The following is a 20241-nucleotide window of genomic DNA, read 5'->3' as shown; positions in this document are numbered from 1 at the left end:
TAGAGACTGGAATCTAGTTTTTTATGCTGTTCATTTGCTCACTAGTTATCCTTCCACTCTTCAAATTGCTTCTTCTTACCTCAGCGCTTTTACAATTTTCTCTACATTAGCCTTTACCATGCCCGCATAGGTACCTGCTGGTCCGTTGGCCTCACCTAGAGCATCGGAGTACAGGGTGCCCCCAAGTTGAATTTGATGTCCTTTTTGACGACAGCCTTCCATAACCGCTTCAATGGCTTTTTGGGAAACCGAGCTTTCAACAAAAACCGCCTTCACTTTGCGCGACACAATAAAATTTACCAAAGAGGAGACGTCCTGTAATCCAAACTCAGAAACCGTAGAGATGCCTTGTAGCCCTTGCACCCGGATATTATAGGCATCACCAAAATAGCCGAAGGCGTCGTGGGCAGTAATCAAGATGCGTTGCTGGTCTGGTATGGAGGCAATCTCTTTGAGGGTCCATTGGTGCAGGCTGTCTAGTTGGGTTCGGTACCGCTGGGTGTTGGCTTGGTACTGCGCGGCATTTCGTCTGTCGTGCTGCTGCAGTTTTTGGGATAGGTGATCTACCACCTGGCCCCAGAGCTGCACATTAAACCAGATATGCGGATCATGGCTGTCCTGGAACTCAGGGGTTTTCCGAAGCTTTTCTTCCGGTAATCCCTCGGCGGCTGCCCAAACTTCTTTTTGGCGCGCCACCTTTTCCAGTACTTCGCCCATTTTACCCTCTAAATGCAAGCCATTGTAGATGATCACATCTGCCTCCCGTAGGGTTTGTAAATCACCTAAGGCAGCTTTGTACAAATGTGGATCAACACCCGGGCCCATCAACGCCGTTACCACTGCCCGGTCACCCACCACATTGGCTACTGCGTCCCGCAGAATGCCTGTGGTGGTCACAATGTACAGTTTGCCTTCCTGATGCGCTTTAGCCCCTGAGGTGTTCTGGGGATTACAGCCTGAAAAAAGCAGAACTATACTAAACAGCAGACAAAGACTCCAACGTTTAGGGCCTGTTTTCATAAAGTAGGCGCTAAATGGCACCTCATGGGTTTATAACAAAAATCTTCTCCAGTACATCTGAAGAAAGTATCACCGACTTGTTCTTATCTATGGTAATCTCTAAGGAGTTATCATAGGATATTTTATCTACTACTTGCAGTTGAGTGCCAATCTGGATGCCCACCTTGTTAAGGTATTGCAGAAAGGCGGGCTGCGAATCTTTCACCCGGCAAACAACCCCTTTCTGCTCTACTGCCAGAGAGGCCAAAGCCCTTTGTTCCACTTCACGAAGTTCACCTGCTTCAGACGGAATAGGATCTCCGTGCGGATCTATGCGCGGGTGGCCTAGAAACTCGTCCAGCCGTTGGATGAGCAACTCTGATTTCACGTGCTCCATCTGCTCGGCCACTTCGTGCACCTCATCCCAGGTGAAGTGCAGTTTCTGCACCAGGAACACCTCCCATAACCGGTGTTTTCGGATGATCTTCAACGCCACCCGTTGTCCTTCCTCGGTGAGTTGCACCCCGTGGTACTTCACATAATGCACCAGGTCTTTGGCGCTCAGCTTCCGCAGCATGTCACTCACCGAGGCGGGTTTTGTCTCCAGGGTGTCAGAAAGGGCCGTGGTGCTCACGGCGCCCTCACCGCCCCCTGATAGTTTGTAGATGGCCTTGATGTAGTTTTCTTCGGCGGTACTTTGCATGTTTACTTACCAGCGTATTAAGGCAGACGCCCAGGTGAAACCACTTCCGAAGGCCGCCAGGCATATCAGATCTCCCTCTTTCACCCTTCCTTCTTCAAACGCTTCTGAAAACGCGATTGGCACGGAGGCCGCCGTTGTGTTTCCGTATTTCTGGATGTTGCTGAAGATCTTACCTTCTGGCAGCTTCATCTTTTGTTGAATAAACTGGGTGATGCGCAAGTTAGCCTGGTGCGGCACTATCAAATCCAGATCCTCAGCGGTAACGCCGTTGTGGGTTAAGGCCTCATTAATTACCTCGGGGAAGCGGGTGACGGCATGCTTGAAAACGGTGCTTCCGTTCATTACTGGCCATATGTCGCCGCTATCAATGGTCTTGTAAGTGAGGCGCTCCGCATCGTTACTGGATGGTCCTTTGGTCATCAGTTCCTCCGCAAATTCGCCCTGGGCGTGCAAATGGGTAGAAAGAATCCCTCTGTCCAAGCTGTCGGAAGGAGTTAAGACTGCCGCCCCGGCACCATCCCCGAAAATTACCGATACTGCCCGGCCCCGGTCAGAGAAGTCTAGCCCAGAGGAATGGATCTCAGAACCTACTACCAACACGTTATCATACATGCCGGTTTTGATAAACTGATCGGCCAGGGAAAGGGCATAGATAAACCCAGAACATTGGTTCCGGACATCGTAGCAAGGGATTTCGGAGATACCCAACTCTCGCTGCAACAGCACCCCAGAGCCCGGGAAGAAGTAGTCTGGGCTTAAGGTGGCAAACACAATCATGTCCAGGTCTTTGGCCTCTAACCCGGCTTTTTCCAAAGCCTTCCGGGCGGCATTCGCGGCCATGTTGGCGGTGGTATCTTTCCCGGGTTCAAAGTAACGGCGCTCATGGATGCCGGTACGTTCTACAATCCAGGCATCTGAAGTATCCATCAGTTTCTCCAGGTCTGCATTCTTTATCACCTTTTCAGGTACATAGTGGCCAAGGCCAGCAATACGGGAGTTTCTTAGTTCTTTCGTCATAGTTTGTCAAATATACGTGTATGGAAATAAAAGTTTAGGTTTGCCTAAATTATTTTTAAGAGAGGCTAGATCTTCAGTAAAGCCTTAATCACCGTCTGTACTTTCTGTTCCTCTTCCTGCCAATAAATCTCTTCTGGGATGCCTTGCTGGTAGTACGTGTTCTCTAACAGAAGCTCCACATCAGGTGCGGTCAACTCTTTGGAGTACCGATAACATAAGCCGGTAGACGTTCTTTGCAGGATTTCGTTCCACAACGGATTCTCCTCCATGATCACTACCAGGCCATTTCCGATGTATTCAAACAGCTTGGTAGGAATACAGTTAAAGGTACTGGGGTGCGGATGGTAGGGTAACAGGCCGATGTGGTGTTCCTGCTCCTGCTTTAGAATTTCTTCATGCGGCACCAGGGTTGCTCCTCCGATAAGCCTGACAAATGGGAGAGGGCGTATGACTTCCTGGAGCTCTTTTAAAAAGTAAGCATCGGCACAGTACCCAATGATGGTCAGTTCTGCCTCTGGCACCCACGTGCGTAGCTGTTTTGTGAATTGGATGGCTTCCAGCACTCCGTAAAGCCGTGAGATGGTGCCCGAATACAGGAGGCGCAAAGGCTTGGCTCGGTTCAAGGAAACCGGGAAAGATTTTTTAGTTTGAAGCTGTTGAGTGAGAGGAAGGTATTTGTTTTGCAGGATAGTAAAGCGTTCTTCTAAGAAAGGCAATTCACGAGCATAGGAAGTCTCAGCCAGAAAAAAATGGCTCACTGAAGGGGCGAAAGTCTTCTCCATGAACCTAACTAAGTGCCCCATGACTTTACCCACCATTCCCGAATACACCGATTGAGTGGTGAGGTTTAAAAAATAGTTCTCTTGGATGTCATACACCCATTGGCGACGGTGAAGCTTGCAGTAAAGCCAGGTGAAAAGAAGCAACTCATGGGTTCCCACCAACACCAATTCCGGTTTAAGGTCTCGCAGGAGTCTCCAATAAGAAAATTGGGCCTTTATCCGGCCCGCAGATAATCTTTTGAAACTGAAAATGGGGTGGAAGGTGATGGAGTGGTTTTGAGAAGAAACAGGGATCTGCGCCTTGAACCCCGCAATATGCACGTCTACCTCATGAAGTTTGGCCAGACTTTGACCAATTTTTTCATACATGCGGGTGTCTGAAACTGGCTTTAAAAGAGAGGCCAGCAGAATTCGTTTTCGAATCATCGGCACAATTTAATAATTTTGGTTTCTTATTCTTTCACAAACAAGAAATGAACGATTTACGAGAAGCGATAGAAAGCGCCTGGGCAGACCGGTCGTTGTTGAGCCAGAAAAGCTCTCAGGAAGCCATCAGGCTGGTGATTCAACACTTAGACCGTGGAGAACTGCGCGTGGCAGAGCCTACTGGTACTGAGAAGTGGCAGGTTAATGAATGGGTGAAAAAGGCAGTACTTATGTATTTCCCTATTCAGCAAATGGAAACCATTGAAGCTGGTCCGTTTGAATTCCATGATAAAATTCCGTTGAAGAGCGGTTTTGCCCAATTGGGTGTAAGAGTAGTGCCGCATGCTTTGGCCCGTTACGGTTCCTATATCTCTAAAGGGGTTATTCTGATGCCTTCTTACACTAACATTGGCGCCTATGTAGACGAAGGGTCTATGGTAGATACATGGGCAACGGTAGGTTCTTGCGCCCAAGTGGGCAAGCACGTGCACCTAAGTGGCGGTGTTGGCTTAGGTGGGGTTTTAGAGCCGGTGCAAGCTTCTCCTGTTATTGTGGAAGATGGAGCCTTTATTGGTTCCCGCAGTATCTTGGTGGAAGGCTGCCACATTGGAAAAGAGGCCGTGATTGGCGCCAACGTGTGCATCACTGGCAGTACTAAGATTATTGACGTAACTGGTTCTGAACCGAAAGAGTACCGTGGATACGTGCCACCTCGCTCTGTCGTAATCCCAGGTTCTTACACTAAGGAATTCGCGGCTGGTTCTTACCAGGTTCCTTGCGCTTTGATCATTGGCCAACGTAAAGAGAGCACCGATTTGAAAACTTCTTTGAATGACGCCCTGCGCGAAAACGAGGTAGCAGTTTAAAGGGCTGGTTTCTATAAACAACCTATAAAACAGCAAAGGCTGGCAAGTTGCCAGCCTTTGCTGTTTTATACATAATAGGAAGGCGTTTAAAGACGGTTTTCATGAAAACTGCCTTTAAACGCCTTATTTTCTTTACACCTCTTTAGATGCTATCGTTTTTTGAAGGTATCTGCCACTACCAGGTCTTTGGTTCCGTGTGAATAGGAGTAAAACCCTTGGCCGCTCTTAACGCCTTTGTGACCGGCCTGTACCATGTTCACCAACAAAGGGCAGGGGGCATACTTAGGATTTCCGAAGCCTTCGTGCAGCACGCGTAAGATAGAAAGGCAAACATCTAGTCCAATAAAGTCGGCAAGCTGCAAGGGACCCATAGGGTGCGCCATCCCCAGTTTCATGATGGTGTCAATTTCTTCCACGCCCGCTACGCCTTCGAATAAGGAATAGATGGCTTCATTGATCATAGGCATCAGAATACGGTTGGCCACAAAGCCTGGATAGTCGTTCGCCTCGGCCGGAATCTTGCCAAGCTGCTTGGACAAATCAAGGATCTGGTTAGTTACGTCATCGCTGGTAGAATAGCCTCTAATCACTTCCACCAGTTTCATTACTGGTACCGGGTTCATGAAGTGCATGCCAATGACTTTGTCTGGCCGGTGGGTAACCGATGCAATCTTTGTGATGGAAATGGAGGAGGTGTTGCTGGCCAGGATGCAAGAAGGTTTGGTAAATGACTCCAGTTGCCGGAACAAATCAAGTTTTATCTCCACGTTCTCCGTAGCCGCTTCAATTACCAATTCCGCTTCTTTTACACCCTCTTCTAAGTTAGTGTAAGTGGTAATGCGCTTTAAGGTGTCCTCTTTCAGGTCTTCCGTGATGGTTCCTTTGGTTACCATGCGGTCCAGGTTTTTGGAGATGGTGCCCAGTGCTTTGGTCAGAGATTCTTGGGAGATGTCAATCAAAGAGACCGAAAAAGAATTTTGCGCAAAAACGTGGGCGATGCCGTTGCCCATGGTGCCAGACCCAATAACAGCTATGTTCATAGAAGGATTTTAGATAATGAGCGTTAGTTCGTGATTCAAAGATGCAAAGCTATGATATTTCAGGAGGGGAGCAAGAAATTGAATTTCGCCGGGGTAATGGATTTTAAAGCACTTTGTATTAAGGGGTTCTATATTTTAAATAACTATATAAATCTTTTAAAATATTCTTGCGTAAAAGCAGAAAAATCACTAAAGCAACGTATTTGAAAATGCGTTCTAAAAACAAAAACCAAAACTAAACACAACTAAAACTATGGGAAATCTATTGTATATCATCGCAGTAGTGCTGGTAATTATCTGGCTGATCGGATTCTTAGGATTTGGCGACCAAGTAGGTGGAATCATCCACGTATTGCTTGTAATTGCCGTAATTGCCGTATTGCTGCGTCTCATTAGAAGGGCATAGGCTTGCCCTTCTCTAAAGCACTGTCCTTCTGAGAAACAGGTATAAATAAAATTATGGGAAACTTACTGTATATCATTGCGGTAGTGCTTGTGATTTTATGGCTCATCGGGTTCTTAGGATTTGGTGAACAAACCGGCGGTATCATCCACGTTTTACTGGTGATTGCCATTGTAGCCGTCCTCTTAAGATTGATACGAGGGTAAGGATGTAAGCCTTGCAATAAACAGAAAGGGCGACCCATTTGGGACGCCCTTTCTGTTTAACTAATATTTTAAGATAATCAGCTGAAAGCTTTTATTGCTATACCAAAGTACTTACACCGTACATCTGCGCTCTTAACGCTTTGATATCTTCGTTTCTGAGGTACTCATCATAGCTCATGCGTTTGTCAATGATACCCTTAGGAGTAAGCTCAATAATGCGGTTCGCGATGGTGTCCACGAATTGTAAGTCATGGGAGCTGAACAGCAAAGATCCTTGGAAATCCTTAAGGCCGTTGTTCAGGGCTGTGATAGATTCCAGGTCCAGGTGGTTCGTAGGTTCGTCCAGTACCAGCATGTTGCCGCTCTGTAACATCATGCGAGACAACATACAACGAACTTTCTCACCTCCAGACAACACACTAGCTTTCTTCAAAGACTCTTCCCCTGAAAAAAGCATCCGGCCCAGGAACCCACGAATAAAGCTTTCATCTTTCTCTACTGAGAATTGGCGTAACCAGTCTACAAGGTTCAGGTCAACGTCAAAGAACTCATTATTGTCTTTCGGGAAATAAGCCGTGCTGATGGTGGTTCCCCACTTGTATTCTCCTTTATCGGGCGTAGCCTCGCCCATGATGATTTTGAAGAAAGTAGTAGCCGCCAAGTCATTTCTGCTGATGACAGCAATCTTGTCTTTCTTATCTACGGTGAAGGTGACATCTTTAAATAACAGCTCTCCCTCATTGCTCTTGGTAAGGTTGTCTACCTGCAGCAGTTGGTTACCGGCTTCGCGCTCCTGTTTGAACTGGATGTAAGGATACTTGCGGCTAGATGGCTTGATGTCTTCCAAAGTAAGTTTCTCCAGCAATTTTGCCCGAGAGGTAGCCTGCTTTGATTTAGAGGCGTTTGCGCTAAAACGGGCAATAAAGGCCTGCAATTCTTTACGCTTATCTTCCGTTTTGCGGTTGGCATCGGTGCGCTGCTTGGTAGCCAATTGGCTGGACTCATACCAGAACGAGTAGTTACCCGCGTACAACTGAATTTTGCCGTAGTCAATGTCTGCCACGTGCGTACACACGGCATCCAAAAAGTGACGGTCGTGGGAAACCACAATCACGGTGTTCTGGAAGTTGTCCAAGAAGTTCTCCAGCCACATGATGGATTCAGCGTCCAAGTGGTTGGTAGGCTCATCCAGCAGCAGGATGTCTGGGTTACCAAACAAGGCCTGTGCCAACAACACCCTGATCTTTTCATTACCACCCAAGTCTTTCATAAGGGTGTAATGCAAGTCAGGGGAGATGCCCAAACCGCTTAACAATTCACCGGCTTCATACTCGGCATTCCAGCCTTCCATGTCCGCGAATTCAGCTTCCAGTTCAGAGGCACGCATGCCATCCTCCTCTGTAAAGTCTTCTTTCGCGTAGATGGCGTCTTTCTCGTTCATGATGTCCCACAACCGCTTGTGGCCCATGATCACCGTCTGGAGCACCGGAAATTCATCATACTCATAGTGGTTCTGTTTCAGAATCGCTAGGCGCATTTTGGCAGGGATATCTACCGTACCGGTATTAGGGTCTATCTCCCCGGATAATATTTTAAGGAAAGTTGACTTTCCGGCTCCGTTAGCGCCAATAAGGCCGTAACAGTTGCCCGGAGAGAACTTGATGGTAACATCTTCAAATAGGGTACGTTTGCCGTAGCCAAGACTAACGTTGCTAGTACTGATCATGCTGCTCTGTGCTATATAATAGAGTTTCTGGGGCGAAGTTACCAAAAGAACTGAAAAGCTCCCTACCGACTTTTAAAAGCGGCTTATTGGTTCGCTGCCCTTATGTACAGACAATCAAAGCATTAATTCAGTTCAGCGAAAACAACAATGCGGTTTAAGGGTTTAACCTTCAGTGAACAATGCAAAATTTCTGCATTTAGCACAACACCTCAAACCTTAAATAAGTATATAATAATCCATATCTACCATATGCAACAGATAAGGAGATTCTGTGCTCTGGTAAAATGAACTAAAACAAAATAGAACTAAAATGGAACAACGTCGCACAACGGTACAGAAAACAGGTACTTCCTTTGGAATAATGACGGGAATCGCCGCAATCATTTATATTATCCTTTTAAAATTAGTAGGGCTAATTGAAAACGTGTCTTTGCACTTCTTAGTGGGAGTGATCTTGGTAGTCGGGGTTTGCCTGGCTATCAGACGGCACAAAGCCGGGAAGGAAGGCAACCTTGGGTATTTAGAAGGCATAGGAGTAGGGTTCTTTGTGGGACTTGTTTCTGCCGTTCTTTTCACCCTCTTTCAGGTCCTGACAAACAAAGTCTTTAACCTTGCCTTTGCGTATCCTTACATGGCGGATGAAACCTACGGGAACGAACAAGCCATCTGGATACTGGCAATGATCTGGCTCCTGTTGGGGGTGGTAATAGGAGCTTTTGTAGGTTATATAGCTATGCAGTTCTTCAAGAAACCAGACCATAAGCTTACTTCTTAAGAAATCACCTCCTTGTTATAAGAAAGGCCTGGCTACTACTAGTCAGGCCTTTTTTGTTTCTCTTAGCAAAGCGAGTGGGTAACTATATTTTTTTAAGATTGGAAAAGAGGAGTTAAGACGGAATGAAAAAGAGTAATAAGGTTAAAACACTAAAACTAAAATGAGCCCTTTAGTTAAAAAGAAGAGTGATTTTCAATGTTTAGGCGTATATAGGTGCTTATATATAAATTTAATTCTATATATAGAATCTTATGAGAAGTATAAACAAGATGGTAGTTCAATTTGTAATTATGATTTAAGTGCAATTACAAAATATTAAAATTCCTATAACTTAAGGTTTTGGGGATGCGTTAAAGGAGATATATAAAAACACAAAGAAATTTGATATAACTCTACCTAAAGCGTCAAAAACACCATGAAAAAGTTAATCCTATCTGCATTATTTATTGGCGCAGTTTACACTGCCCAAGCCCAAACCAATTTAACTGGAACTGCTGCTACTTCTAGAGCGGTACTCTCAATGAGCGCTCAGGAAATGAGCCGCCAAATGTACAATGAGCTGCAACTGAACGAAGGCCAGTACATCAAGTTAAAGGCATTGAACCAAGCCAGATTTGACAAGTTCAGTGAGATTGAAAAAATGTACGGCAACGATGCGCAAATGCGTGATGCCAAAATCAAAGAAGTAAACGAGCAGCTTGACCAAGAGTTTGCCCAAATCCTTACTCCAAAACAATTCACGTCTTACTTGGAAATGGACGGCCGTGCCATGGCAGCGGCTTCTGCCACCACTGAGATGGATGCTTCCAGCACCAATGTTTCTGGCGGATCCACCACCACGACCACTGGAACTGTTGGCGTCTCTACTGAAACTTCTTCCAGCGGCACGCAAACCGAGGTGAAAGTGAAAGACGACAAGGTGAAGATGGAAAGCGGTTCTGACAAATTGAAAATGGAAGACAACAAAATGAAAGCGGAGTCTGCCAGCGGTGAAATGAAAGTAAAAGGCAACACTGAGAAGCTGAAAACAGAATCTGTAAAATATAAGTCTACTCCTTCTGAAACCAAGATCATTACTCCGGATGGTAAATCCAAAGTGGAGAATGACAAGGTGAAGATCAAGACAGAGACTACTAAAAAGAAAGTGAAAAACTAAAAGTTGACGCTTGCCTAGAAAGCCGTTCTCCCTCAGAGGAGAATGGCTTTCTTCTTTTTAGGGCTTTTCAGAAATCTACTCACTAAATAGATTGGCCTCCCGCACAGAACCTAAGGCATCCATTCGCACCGCTAAAGCTTCTTTCTCAACGGTTGCCTGCGCCTTGCCGCCGTTGCATTCTGCAGCAGGTGTCATGAAGTAGATATAAATCTTTTGACTTTTCTCCAGCAACTCCTCCGCATCTGGCCTTCCCAGGAGTTTCCGTACCTCCCTTTCATGTAAGCCAAGCAGCTTCAACCTGATTTCCTCCACTTGGGGTTTTAACTTCAATCGGTCACCCTTGCAGCCATTTAAATCTGCCTTCCAAGTCTTGGAGTCTAATTTCAGGTCACTTTCTGAAGAAGAGCAAGAAAACATGGTCATGCTTAGTAAACTGCTTAAAGCCAAAGCAGCCATACTTTTAGGGATTGAAAAAGATAGCTTCATAACGTACTGGAATTGTGAAGAAAACACATTTTGTTTCTTATTTTTTTACTTAAATAAGGCCTGATTTATTAATTTTGGAACAAAAGTAGAAAGGAATAGGGTTACTATGGTGTCACTCCTAAACAAATAAGAGATGAACAAACTAATTTCGGCTTTTTCCTTCTTATCCATACTATCTTTTGTCTCTCCTGCCAACAGTGCAGCGCCTGCCCAACCAGTGGCAGTTGCTGTAGCCCCAGACACTGTGATTACCTCTGCGGCGACTGGCAAAGAGGCCTTCGATGACTTTTTAGAGAACCTTTATGACGAGGCAGACCTTAAGAAGAAAGGACTGGACTATGAGGTGTTTAAAAAAGCAGCAACAGGCTTTTACAATCTTAAGGAGCGTGGAAAACTGAGCCGCTCAAAAGATCTTCTTACCGTAGTTGACTTCAACAAACCCAGCCGCGAAAAACGCCTTTGGATTGTTGACCTAGATAAAAAGAAAGTGTTGTACCACAGCCTAGTTGCCCATGGTTCTGGTTCTGGTAATGACAGAGCGGTTAAGTTCTCCAACACTTTGAATTCACACATGAGTAGCCTTGGCTTTTATGTGACAGAAAATACTTACATCGGTAAGCACGGCTTGTCTTTAAAATTAAATGGCTTAGACCGTGGGTTCAACTCCAACGCAAAGCAACGGGCAGTTGTCGTGCATGGGGCCGATTACGTAAGCGAGTCTTTTATCAGGCAACATGGCCGTTTAGGTCGAAGCCACGGGTGCCCGGCCTTACCTAAAGAAATCACAAGCCAAGTGGTACAGTTAATCAAAGGAGGAACCCTGCTTTACATTGATGGTCCTTCTCCCAACTACACCTCAGCTTACCTAGATACTAACTCAGCCATCAAGCGCTTTGAAACAGAGATCTTGGCCAAACAGGCGAAACTGTTAAGTAAATAACGAATTGCAACTCTTATAAAAAAGAAGAAGCCGACCCCTCAAGGTCGGCTTCTTCTTTTTTGCAGGTGCCGCTACTGTCAGGCGGTGTCCTTGATTCCTTTAATAAGGCTGATTCCTGTAAAGAAAAAGATTAGCCCCACAATAAACGGTACTAAGGAAGAAAACTGGTTCATAGACACATTTCCTACCGAGTCACCACCAGCTAAAAAGGCATAAGCCCCCCAAATGACGCCAATAATCCCTAGGATTGTTAACACGGCGCCGAAAGTTCTTTTTAGGTTCATTTCGTTTGCTCTAGGTGAAAGAATACGCCTGTTGGCGCTACAGGCATTCTTACGTATGTACAATCAAAAATGATATAGCAAACTGCCTATATCAAGAAAATATCACCTATAACAGCCTCCGTACTTCGCGCAACCAAGTAGCCGTTACGCCGTTATTTGAGACATAATGCCTTAACTACACTTCAGAAAAGGCTTTAAAGGCTGTTTTTTACTGGACTAAGAAAACTGCAAATATGAAAGGCTCCCTTCCTTAAGTGATCGGGTTTATTATAGCTGCTTTTTCACTGCTGACTTATTGGTGTAATCAGGAGTTCAATAGGGTAGTAAGAGATAAAACCTATCTTAGTACAAAGAACCGGGTTGCCGGAATAGAACAAGCTATTACGGAGAATTTTCCCAATGGAATTCCGGAAGGTCTCGTACCATAAAAAGATTTATAGCCATTTTAAGAAAATGGCCCTAAAAAGCAAGGCATCCAAAATTTGAAAACCAGCGATATGGCAAAGATACTTTTCGTGATAAACCCCATTTCCGGAGACATTGATAAAGAAGAGTTGATTGAAGATCTAAAGGCATTTTGCCGGCAGCATGATATTACCTCCGATTTGTTTAAAACAACCGGTGAGCAAGACGATGTTAAGTTGAAGGAAAAGATAAACGCCTTCACTCCTGAAATTGTCTGCGCCGTTGGTGGGGACGGAACGGTAAGCTTGGTAGCCAAAGCGATTGTGAAAACCGATGTAGCCCTAGCCATCATTCCGCAGGGTTCCGGTAACGGGTTGTCCAAAGATATCGGGATACCGCAGAACTTTGATGAGGCTTTGCAGTTGCTCGTGGAGCATACAAAAATGTCTATTGACACCCTGGATGTGAATGGGCTGCTTTCCATTCACCTTTGTGATATGGGGTTCAATGCCTTGGTCGTGAACCGTTTTTGCTCGGGAGACACCCGCGGCCCAGGCGCTTACGCCTGGATTGCCATGCAGGAGTTCATGGCCTACGAACCTAAGCGGTATACCATCATTACAGACGGGCAAACCATATTTGAAGGAGAAGCCTTCATGATTACTATTACAAATGCCCGAGCCTTTGGGAGCAATGCCGCTATCAACCCGACTGGGGTCATTAACGATGGCAGCTTTGAGATTTGTGTATTGGAGCCTTTTCCCAAAGCATCCAGCTTGGGCATTCTGTACCGTTTGTATACCGATACCATTGATGATTCAGTCTACACCCATCGGTTTAGCTGTAGTTCTGCGACCATCCTCAACCACTCAGGCGAAGTTTCCCAGATTGATGGCGAACCTGAGGAATTAGGCACCAAAATTAACTTTGTGGTGCAACACAAAAGCTTGAAGGTGGTTTTGCCTAAAGGGGAGGACTTAAAGGTGTAGGTGCCTGGTAAATGCACTTCTGGAAGGCCAGTAAAGGCTCCTCGCCAGTGTTGATGGCTGGTTCCAAGACTTTAAGCCAGATGGTACCGTCTTTGTATTGGTCCAGCACCATGAATCCCTTGCTTTCGTGGGCGAAAGAGGCTTTTCCGCCTTTTGCCACAAAGTTGGTTTTACTGCCAGAGCCACTTACGGCGTAATGGTTGCCTTTCACTTTAAAGTATTGGAGGTTGTGGTCATGCCCTGCTACGTAAAAGACGTTGTTATACTGGTGTAAAATTCGCAGCAACCGCCTTCTGAACTTTCGGTAAGGCGGAAAAGACATATCTTCATGCAGGCCCATGTATTTTCGGTAAATTCTGAAAATAGACCCTGCCAACGGAAGCGGAATTAGGGCCCGTTTGTTGATGAACGTGAGCGGAAACAAATGCTGCTTTACCGTGAATTTTCCCCCATGCAGGGCATTGCTGTATAAGGGATGATGGGCGGCCACTACTATAAACCGATGCTGGTTTTGCTCCAGTAGTTCCTGGAAAGCCGGGAAGAAGTCCTTGGAGGTTTGATACGGTTGGCCCGGGTTCTTTTCCAAGGGTTTAAAACCGGTTTGTACCCACCATTGGGTATTGATCACAATGAGTAACAACTGCTCATTGATTTCCCAGGTAATAGGGCCTAAGCTACCTCCACGGGGAAGGTAGGCCATCTCGTCCTGCAGCTTCTCAATGATGTATTCTTCCTGCCGTAAAACAAACGAATGGCCGTCCTGACGTCCTTTGTTCCAGTCATGGTTTCCGCTGAGGTAAATCACCTTCCCTGGGTAATTTGTGAACAGCGATAACTGGCTTTCCAGCTTCTGTACCGCAGGTGCGTGTTTGAAACTACCCACAGGAGGTAAGCCGGTAGGGTAGATGTTATCGCCCAGAAAAACAATGGTGCTGTCTTGGCCCTCCTCATTTATCCAATACTGGACCGCTTGCATGAGGGTATCTTCCTCAATGCCGCCGTTATTGCCAATATCGCCTACAAGGGCAATGGAATGCGTTCGGTGCTCTGCTGGTGGGGGAGAAGTGGTTCTCCAACCTATCTCAGTTAACGAATAAAAAGGCTTTTTCCGGTATTTACGCTCCCGCAGATAAGCCCAGGTAAACCATAGGCTTAAGGCTAGAAGTGAAAGAAGGGCAATGGTATAGAACATTGTTACGGGTTATGCCGAAATAGCATTAACTCTTACTCTTTTAGCCCCTCAAAAGTTGGGTGGAATAAGGTGTTTGAAGTGCCCATTAAGTTTCACCCGTTCTTTTAAGCGTTCTGTCTCCAGCACCACCGGTAAAATCTTGGTGAGGTGATCTAGAATAATTTCAAGTCGGTCACTTTCCCGCACGCATTGTAGCAACTCATATTCCTGATCGGTGGTGAAGCCCAAATGGTGCGCCACGTCATACGACTGAAAGTTGTCGGGTAGGTTCAGCATAAGAGACTGAATACCTAGAGCGCCGTACAGTTGCTTTAACAGTTCCAGGATCTGGGTACGTTGGAAAGGCTGTTCATCCCTGATGAGGGCCAAGTCTTCAATTTCTCCACCAGAGTAAAGCCGGCCGGGTACCTGCCGTTGAAATTCCTTTATTTTAAAGATACCCAGGCCTTTTGTTTTAATGTCCATTTCTCCGCCCTGGTATTTCTTCTCCACGCTCAAAATCTTGATCTCGGTGCCGTACTCTCCCAATCCTTTCTCCAGGTACACCGGAATGCCAAAGGTAGTATCGTTGGTCTGGCACTCCATGATGAGCTGCCGGTAACGGGGTTCAAAGATGTGCAGGTTCAGTTTTTCACCCGGAAAGACCACAATGTTTAACGGGAAGAGCGGTAAAAATCTACTCATAGGGGACATTAAAATGATACCTTAAGGCTCCTAATTTAGGAAGCCTTTCTACATGCTGCCAGTATTTACGTATTTTTGTGTTTGCATCAAATTTTGTGCAGGCAGCTTAGGGTAAGTTATGGCTAAAAAGCAGATATCGGTTCCGTTTACGTGGGCAGATGCCCGTTGGCTTTTCCTGAAGCTTTGTATCACCTTGTTTCTGGTGACGGTTTTATGGGTTTTGGTGTACAAATGGATAGACCCGCCCGCCACCTTGCACATGCTCTCTAAACGCTCAGAGCCTTCGCCCAAAACGCAAAAGATTGACCAAATCCAGCATCAGTTTGTAGACCTGGAAGATATGTCCTCCAATTTACCTTTAGCCGTAATTGCGGCCGAGGATCAGTTGTTTTTCACCCACAACGGGTTCGACTTCAAAGCCATCAAACAGGCCTTCCAGCGGAACATGTCCAGCAAGAAGACTATTGGTGGAAGTACCATCAGTCAGCAGGTAGCCAAAAACGTGTTCCTTTGGCACGGACGCAGTTATCTAAGAAAAGGGGTTGAAATGTATTTTACCTTCCTGATTGAGCTGATCTGGGGCAAAGAACGAATCATGGAGGTGTACCTGAATATTGCTGAAATGGGTGACCACATTTTTGGGGTGCATGCCGCTAGCCAGAAGTATTTCAGAACTGATCCCAAGAATGTAAGTAAAAACCAGGCGGCTTTGCTGGCTGCCGTGCTTCCAAACCCCATCCGGTATTCCGCCGCCAAACCCTCTGGCTACACACTTCGCCGTCGGCGTAACATCGCCAGAAACATGACTCGTTTGGGGGGTAGTGCCTACATCAAAAGATGGATTCTATAGCCAGGCATTCAAGGATACTTTGAACGTTGAAGAAGAAAGTAAGCCTTTGGTTTAAAGCCTTGTTTAGGAAAATTGGCTGGAAAACGGATTTAGAAGATACTCCTACTTACCTACGCCTTTACTCTGAAACATACCTTTAACGGAGGTGACTGAGAGACCCTGCTTGAAAGAAATTGCAGCATAATTGAAAAGAATTCTGTTATTTAACTTTCTAATTGAGTTAGCATAACAAATTAGAGTACCCTTCGTGACGCATATAGATCTAGTAGAAATTGCTTATAAATGGGTTCTGAAAGAAGCTGGTTGCACTTTAGCCTTTAGAGATTTTGTAAGTAAGCAGCATTCAGAATTGTATCCTGATGTCCTAGGCGTAGGTTCTTTTGGTAAAAGCATTTCCATTAAGGTTGACATTTCCAGACCTTACTTTTTGCAAAGCATTCAGAAAGAAATTTGGCAAAATCCTGAAAAAGGGATGGGTAGGTTCAGGTTTGTATGTGTCCCCACCGGAGTGGTGAAAGCAGAAGATTTACCCGCCAACTGGGGACTTTTGTATGTCAATCCTAAGCGTACCATCACGTGTGTGCATAACCCATACGGTACCGGTGCCAATGACTACTGGAAGAATGGGTTTGAGGACTACAACCTCTACCACTTTTTAGACCGTGAAGGCCAACTCAACTCCGCTACCAGACGGTTTAGATACAAGTCCATCATCCACTAATCTGTGCCATAGAAAGTTCAAGCTATCTTCTTTCTGAAACTGTCTAGGCCGGTGGTTTTCATTTTAGAGCTTGATTAAGGAAAACCGGCTATAAACGGTTTCAATCCTTTTCATAAAAAATCTTTCTACCCAAGCTTTAGCTGTTTTGTAAAAACTAGTTTGAAATCTTGCGGGTATCTTTACTTACTGGAGCGGGGGCCTGGGCAGTAGGAGTACCAGCTGCGTCGCTTTTATCTATTTCTTTCTGCTCTTCCACTTTCTCTACTTCTTCATGGAAGATAAGGCCCGTGTCAGCAGCGTGTTTGGCAGCTGCGGCCGTGTCTTTGACCAGCAGCATCTCCACGGTACCCTTCAATTCTTCTGAGATGGTGGTCACCATTTTAGCACGTTGGGGTAATTCTACGTCCCTGATGTACACGCAGAGCACACGTCCTGGAAATTGTTTGATTACCTCTTGGTAAATAGGCGCATCTTGCTGACCACTATCGCCAATGAGCACAAAGTTCAGGTGCGGGTAGGTTAAAAGGATGTTTTGGATCTCCTTGAACTTGTGGCTCATGTGGTCGGAGCCGAAGAACTTGTTCTGCTTCAATCCAAAATCGCGGAGTAGGAGTGGCCCTGCCGGAATGTCGTTGATGTCTAGAAAGTCATGCAGCAGGTCATACATGTTCCAAGGGCTGCTGCTCACATAAAAGAAGGGGTTGTTCCGTTTACCATTTCTACCTAATTGTAGGGAACGATAGAAGGCGGAAACCCCGGCAAAAGGGAGCCGGGTTCTGGCATTGTTCATGAACGTGTGCTGCGACATTTTGATGATGTCGGTAGCAGAGGAGAGCACAATGGTATCGTCTATGTCAGAAATGATACCGTATTCTGCATCAGGTGGAGGCACCAATACGTGGGCTTTGGTTTTAACGCCAGGTTCAAAAGACGAGATATCAGCATGCACCAATTCAACCTCCAACTCGTGCCAAATGTCCTCCAACTGAAGAGGGGTTTTGGGCTCTAGGTTAATCACAAAGTAACCTTCTCTATCGGTTAAGACGGTGTATTCCTGGTCTTGAAAGACAATGCGCATCTGGGCATCACGTACTTCGTCGCTCTCAAAACGGCGGAACATATTGGAGAGGTTTTTCAGGAGTGTATCGTTGTCTGCCGCTGAGGTAATGCCTTTATTGGCCAGGACACGCCCTTTCAGGTACAGCCGGTTCACGGTACCGTAACTGCGGTAGGCCACTATCTGCAAAGGCTTGTAGAGGCCAAAACGGTTACGAAGACGTTGCATGATCAAATCAAAACTGTCGTCTGCGTTCTCAAGAAGTTTCCCCAGGTTTTGTTTCAGGTCCTCTGCCATAGTGCTTTGTTAAGTGCGTTTTCAGCTCTTTTACGGAAACAAAGCCAATAAGTATATATACGTACTACAAGCCTAGGTTTCGTTTAAACTCCTGGTACCCGGTATTGGAAGTCGTTGCTGTTTTGCAGCCTTGTTGCCGGGCGTGCGCCTGAATGTCCTGGATGCGGTTGCCGGGGGCAGGGTGGGTGCTGGCGAACTCCGGCGGAGTGCCGCGGTTCTCAAGGGCTTGCATTTTCTGGAAGAAGCCCGCTGCACCGTCACAGGCATAGTAATCCGTGGCACCCAGGTAGATCACCGAGTATTCGTCGGCTTCCCGTTCATAGTCACGGCTGAATTTTAGGCCAACCAACTGACCGCCTACCTGGGTGAAAATTCTTTCCAAGTTTCCAGTTTCGCCCCCTAAAATCAACCTTGAGATAACCGAGATGCCGTATTGCTTCTGAAGCTGTTTAATGGAGTGGCGTTGGTCAGCGTGGGCTATCTCATGGCCCAGCACACCTGCCAATTGGTCTTCGTTGTCCAGGTACTGAATTAAGCCGGTGAAGACATAGATGTGCCCGCCAGGGGTGGCAAAGGCGTTCTGCACTTTTGGGTCATTAATGATCTTCACATCCCACGGAAACTCTTCGCGATAGCTCACCTTACCTGATTCTAGGATCCGCTCCACAATTTGGTCCAAGTGAGTATAGGCAGCCCTGATTTTGGGGTTTCTTGAGTTTCGATCTAGCAGTTGTCCTTTGCTGCCATAGGCAGAGTCTACCTGTTGCGATACCTGCATGCCCAGTTCCAAATCATTCTCTATGGGAAAGAAGACGTTATCGCCGTTTTTATCACCTCCGCAATTGGTAAAAACCACAGAAGATAGGAGCAGGAGGCACATTGAAAGTCCGCGGCGGGTAGAAGCAACGGAACCAAAAAATCTAGAGATCATAGGAGTTCATTCTTTATCAATTCAGTTCTACGAAAACTTTTGCAAAATGACACACCCCTTTTGATGGTGCTCTACGGCTTCGTTCTCCTAGTTATTCAAAAGATTGTTTTAGGCCTTAATTCTAGAAAGCAAGCAAAATACGGCGGGTACAACCTTTATAAGCCTAAAAGGTTAAAGGAGTGAAAAGACGAACTTACGCAAAGATGGAAAACCAGTTATCCCCGCAAGAAGTGTATGCAGATGTGGCTGCTTCGGCTGAACAGGCCGGCTTGCGCTACTTCCCTGACACCAAACCAGGCATTACAAGAGAGCTGAAAGACAAGGAAGCATTCTATTTCACTGCGAAAGGCGAACCGGTAACCGATGAGAAAGTACTGGACCGTATCCAAAAATTGGTAATACCGCCCGCCTGGACCGATGTCTGGATTTGCCCGTCGGCCAATGGCCATATACAGGCTACTGGTAGGGATGACAAAGGAAGAAAGCAGTACGTCTATCATCCGCAATGGCAGCAGGTCAGAAGCCTGAACAAGTTTGGACGTATGCTCGCGTTTGGCAAGGCTTTGCCTAACATTCGGAAGCAGGTAGAGAAAGATTTGCGCTTGAAGAAACTAGAAAAACGTAAGATTCTGGCCATTGTAGTGGAATTGCTGGATAACTCCTTTATCCGCATCGGGAACCGAGCATACGCGAAGTCAAATAAATCGTACGGCCTGACCACTTTGCGCGACCGGCACGTGAAAGTGGAGGGCGATCACCTGCGCCTGGATTTTGTAGGTAAAAAAGGAGTGAAGCAGGAGATCAGCATCAAGGACCGCCGCTTGGCCCGTTTGGTGAAACAATGCCAGGAAATACCCGGCTACGATCTTTTCCAATACTATGATGAAGAAGGCAACCGGCAACCCATTGAGTCTGGCGATGTAAACGAGTACCTGCGCAGCCTGAGTGCGGAAGACTTCAGCGCCAAAGATTTCAGGACTTGGGGCGGCACCGTGCTGATGGTGGAATGCCTGGAGCAAATACTGGATGAAAACCCTGATCTGGGCAAGGACAAGGCCGTGAAGGAAGCAGCCAAGTTGGTGGCGCAGGAACTAGGTAACACGCCCAGCGTGTGCAACAAATACTATATCCACCCAGAAGTGGTGAATCTATTTAAGCAGGATAAACTCATAGATTACCTCCGGAAACACGATGCCAAGCAGCGCAAAGACAACCCGCATCTCTCCAGAACAGAATCATTTGTGATTAAAATGCTGAAGGATATCAAGTTAGATGTAAAATAAAGTATTTTATGAATATATTTCAG

The 20241-nt window shown here is 46.1% G+C and carries 22 protein-coding genes; 10 read left to right on the top strand and 12 right to left on the bottom strand.

Annotation, left to right across the window (positions count from 1 at the left end; translation table 11 throughout):
* Positions 1 to 75: 75 nt before the first annotated feature.
* From ACW9SV_RS13105 to ACW9SV_RS13090, 4 genes are all read right to left on the bottom strand, one after another.
* On the bottom strand, positions 76 to 1020 hold the full coding sequence (locus ACW9SV_RS13105; protein WP_479557217.1) for a metal ABC transporter solute-binding protein, Zn/Mn family: 945 nt from the start codon (positions 1018 to 1020) through the stop codon (positions 76 to 78).
* Between the two features lie 22 nt (positions 1021 to 1042).
* Complete coding sequence (locus ACW9SV_RS13100) at positions 1043 to 1702, bottom strand: metal-dependent transcriptional regulator (RefSeq protein ID WP_479557216.1); 660 nt, start codon at positions 1700 to 1702, stop codon at positions 1043 to 1045.
* 6 nt (positions 1703 to 1708) lie between these two features.
* Positions 1709 to 2719, bottom strand: coding sequence for a 3-oxoacyl-ACP synthase III family protein (locus ACW9SV_RS13095; RefSeq protein ID WP_479557215.1), 1011 nt, complete (start codon positions 2717 to 2719; stop codon positions 1709 to 1711).
* A gap of 65 nt (positions 2720 to 2784) precedes the next feature.
* On the bottom strand, positions 2785 to 3927 hold the full coding sequence (locus tag ACW9SV_RS13090) for a glycosyltransferase family protein (protein ID WP_479557214.1): 1143 nt from the start codon (positions 3925 to 3927) through the stop codon (positions 2785 to 2787).
* 47 nt (positions 3928 to 3974) lie between these two features.
* Between ACW9SV_RS13090 and ACW9SV_RS13085 the strand changes: the two genes are divergently transcribed.
* The gene (locus tag ACW9SV_RS13085; protein ID WP_479557213.1) at positions 3975 to 4793 is read left to right on the top strand and encodes a 2,3,4,5-tetrahydropyridine-2,6-dicarboxylate N-succinyltransferase; all 819 of its coding nucleotides are present in this window, start codon (positions 3975 to 3977) and stop codon (positions 4791 to 4793) included.
* 149 nt (positions 4794 to 4942) lie between these two features.
* On the opposite strand, the gene ACW9SV_RS13080 is transcribed toward ACW9SV_RS13085, so the two are convergent.
* Complete coding sequence (locus ACW9SV_RS13080) at positions 4943 to 5833, bottom strand: 3-hydroxyacyl-CoA dehydrogenase family protein (protein ID WP_479557212.1); 891 nt, start codon at positions 5831 to 5833, stop codon at positions 4943 to 4945.
* A 253-nt stretch (positions 5834 to 6086) separates the two neighbouring features.
* Between ACW9SV_RS13080 and ACW9SV_RS13075 the strand changes: the two genes are divergently transcribed.
* Together ACW9SV_RS13075 and ACW9SV_RS13070 are read left to right on the top strand one after the other, a co-directional pair.
* Positions 6087 to 6239 carry a lmo0937 family membrane protein gene (locus ACW9SV_RS13075; protein WP_123127185.1) on the top strand — a complete coding sequence of 51 codons (153 nt, stop codon included), beginning with the start codon at positions 6087 to 6089 and terminating at the stop codon, positions 6237 to 6239.
* Between the two features lie 53 nt (positions 6240 to 6292).
* Positions 6293 to 6442 carry a lmo0937 family membrane protein gene (locus ACW9SV_RS13070; protein WP_479557211.1) on the top strand — a complete coding sequence of 50 codons (150 nt, stop codon included), beginning with the start codon at positions 6293 to 6295 and terminating at the stop codon, positions 6440 to 6442.
* 97 nt (positions 6443 to 6539) lie between these two features.
* Here ACW9SV_RS13070 and ACW9SV_RS13065 read toward each other — a convergent pair whose 3' ends face one another.
* A complete protein-coding gene (locus tag ACW9SV_RS13065) occupies positions 6540 to 8168 on the bottom strand; it encodes an ABC-F family ATP-binding cassette domain-containing protein (protein ID WP_479557210.1) in 1629 nt (542 codons plus the stop codon).
* 310 nt (positions 8169 to 8478) lie between these two features.
* Here ACW9SV_RS13065 and ACW9SV_RS13060 point away from each other — a divergent pair, with 310 nt between their 5' ends.
* Positions 8479 to 8943 (top strand): DUF4199 family protein, encoded by a 465-nt coding sequence (locus tag ACW9SV_RS13060; protein ID WP_479557209.1) that lies wholly within the window; start codon positions 8479 to 8481, stop codon positions 8941 to 8943.
* Between the two features lie 415 nt (positions 8944 to 9358).
* On the top strand, positions 9359 to 10099 hold the full coding sequence (locus ACW9SV_RS13055; RefSeq protein ID WP_479557208.1) for a hypothetical protein: 741 nt from the start codon (positions 9359 to 9361) through the stop codon (positions 10097 to 10099).
* 75 nt (positions 10100 to 10174) lie between these two features.
* Here ACW9SV_RS13055 and ACW9SV_RS13050 read toward each other — a convergent pair whose 3' ends face one another.
* Positions 10175 to 10522, bottom strand: a complete 348-nt coding sequence (locus ACW9SV_RS13050) for a hypothetical protein (RefSeq protein ID WP_479557207.1) — start codon at positions 10520 to 10522, stop codon at positions 10175 to 10177.
* A 196-nt stretch (positions 10523 to 10718) separates the two neighbouring features.
* Here ACW9SV_RS13050 and ACW9SV_RS13045 point away from each other — a divergent pair, with 196 nt between their 5' ends.
* A complete protein-coding gene (locus tag ACW9SV_RS13045) occupies positions 10719 to 11525 on the top strand; it encodes a murein L,D-transpeptidase catalytic domain family protein (RefSeq protein WP_479557206.1) in 807 nt (268 codons plus the stop codon).
* Between the two features lie 77 nt (positions 11526 to 11602).
* On the opposite strand, the gene ACW9SV_RS13040 is transcribed toward ACW9SV_RS13045, so the two are convergent.
* Positions 11603 to 11809, bottom strand: coding sequence for a hypothetical protein (locus ACW9SV_RS13040; protein ID WP_479557205.1), 207 nt, complete (start codon positions 11807 to 11809; stop codon positions 11603 to 11605).
* 497 nt (positions 11810 to 12306) lie between these two features.
* Here ACW9SV_RS13040 and ACW9SV_RS13035 point away from each other — a divergent pair, with 497 nt between their 5' ends.
* A complete protein-coding gene (locus ACW9SV_RS13035; RefSeq protein WP_479557204.1) occupies positions 12307 to 13203 on the top strand; it encodes a diacylglycerol/lipid kinase family protein in 897 nt (298 codons plus the stop codon).
* On the opposite strand, the gene ACW9SV_RS13030 is transcribed toward ACW9SV_RS13035, so the two are convergent.
* On the bottom strand, positions 13178 to 14395 hold the full coding sequence (locus ACW9SV_RS13030; RefSeq protein ID WP_479557203.1) for a metallophosphoesterase: 1218 nt from the start codon (positions 14393 to 14395) through the stop codon (positions 13178 to 13180). The two genes, ACW9SV_RS13035 and ACW9SV_RS13030, sit on opposite strands and share 26 nt — an antisense overlap.
* Before the next feature lie 48 nt (positions 14396 to 14443).
* Positions 14444 to 15079, bottom strand: coding sequence for an LON peptidase substrate-binding domain-containing protein (locus ACW9SV_RS13025; RefSeq protein ID WP_479557202.1), 636 nt, complete (start codon positions 15077 to 15079; stop codon positions 14444 to 14446).
* Positions 15080 to 15197: 118 nt separating this feature from the next.
* Here ACW9SV_RS13025 and mtgA point away from each other — a divergent pair, with 118 nt between their 5' ends.
* Entirely contained in the window at positions 15198 to 15929 is a 732-nt protein-coding gene (mtgA, locus tag ACW9SV_RS13020; protein WP_479557201.1) for a monofunctional biosynthetic peptidoglycan transglycosylase, read from the top strand.
* Positions 15930 to 16401: 472 nt separating this feature from the next.
* The gene (locus ACW9SV_RS13015) at positions 16402 to 16650 is read left to right on the top strand and encodes a hypothetical protein (RefSeq protein ID WP_479557200.1); all 249 of its coding nucleotides are present in this window, start codon (positions 16402 to 16404) and stop codon (positions 16648 to 16650) included.
* A gap of 154 nt (positions 16651 to 16804) precedes the next feature.
* Here ACW9SV_RS13015 and ACW9SV_RS13010 read toward each other — a convergent pair whose 3' ends face one another.
* Positions 16805 to 18004, bottom strand: a complete 1200-nt coding sequence (locus ACW9SV_RS13010) for an App1 family protein (RefSeq protein ID WP_479557199.1) — start codon at positions 18002 to 18004, stop codon at positions 16805 to 16807.
* Positions 18005 to 18068: 64 nt separating this feature from the next.
* Positions 18069 to 18935: a M48 family metalloprotease gene (locus ACW9SV_RS13005; RefSeq protein WP_479557198.1), complete on the bottom strand. Its 867-nt coding sequence runs from the start codon at positions 18933 to 18935 to the stop codon at positions 18069 to 18071.
* Between the two features lie 203 nt (positions 18936 to 19138).
* On the opposite strand from ACW9SV_RS13005, the gene ACW9SV_RS13000 reads away from it, so the two are divergent.
* Positions 19139 to 20218 carry a DNA topoisomerase IB gene (locus ACW9SV_RS13000; RefSeq protein WP_479557197.1) on the top strand — a complete coding sequence of 360 codons (1080 nt, stop codon included), beginning with the start codon at positions 19139 to 19141 and terminating at the stop codon, positions 20216 to 20218.
* The last annotated feature ends 23 nt before the right edge of the window (positions 20219 to 20241 follow it).

It is taken from the genome of Rufibacter sp. JT20002, from assembly GCF_056491185.1.
This window is presented reverse-complemented; position numbering and strand designations above follow the sequence as displayed.